Here is a 600-nt window from a genome sequence, read left to right as displayed (position 1 = left end):
CGCCGAGCCCGGCCAGCAGGGTCAGCGCGCCGACCGCCAGCCGGCCGACGCCGCGAACCGCGAACACCGCGACGGCCGCGGCGAGGCCCACCAGGGCCAGCCCGCCGGGCAGTTCGGAGATCCTGCCGCCGGTGACGGAGACGTCCAGGGTGCCGGCCCGGCCCTCGGCCCAGGTCCGCCCGGCCGCGGTCAGCACCAGCACGGCACTCAGCACGGTCAGTAGCAGCATCACGCCGAGGGTGCGGCGGCTGGGGGCGGCGGGGGCGGGGGTCTGCTCAGCGGTCACCCGTCCACTATCCCCCGGCCGACGCCGGGGTCCGTACCCGGGGTGGGGGACGGGGTGGGGAACTCGTCCGTCCGCAGCACCACCGTGCGGCCGCCGAGCGGCAGGAACAGGTCGTTGCCGAAGGGCACCCGCTCGGCCTCCCGGTACACCCCCTCGGGGGACGGCGCGGTGTGCACGGTGCAGACCGCCGCCGCCGGATCGACCACCAGGTACAGTGGCACGCCGCTGCGCGCGTACGCCCTCGCCGCGGCCGCCAGGCCGGGCCGGGCCACCTCCAGGACCGCCTCGACCCCGGCCGCGCCGAACCGGCCCCG

The 600-nt window shown here is 78.5% G+C and carries 2 protein-coding genes; both read right to left on the bottom strand.

Annotated features, from left to right (window positions below):
- Nucleotides 1-286, bottom strand: a 286-nt coding sequence (locus tag KS423_RS46900; protein WP_224285706.1) for a Trp biosynthesis-associated membrane protein, incomplete at its 3' end; no start/stop codon positions are given.
- Nucleotides 283-600: Uma2 family endonuclease (locus KS423_RS46895; RefSeq protein WP_224285705.1), on the bottom strand; the 318-nt coding region annotated here is incomplete at its 5' end. The genes KS423_RS46895 and KS423_RS46900, both read right to left, overlap by 4 nt.

This window comes from Streptomyces sp. LS1784 (assembly GCF_020103755.1).
Taxonomy (GTDB): domain Bacteria; phylum Actinomycetota; class Actinomycetes; order Streptomycetales; family Streptomycetaceae; genus Kitasatospora.
This window is presented reverse-complemented; position numbering and strand designations above follow the sequence as displayed.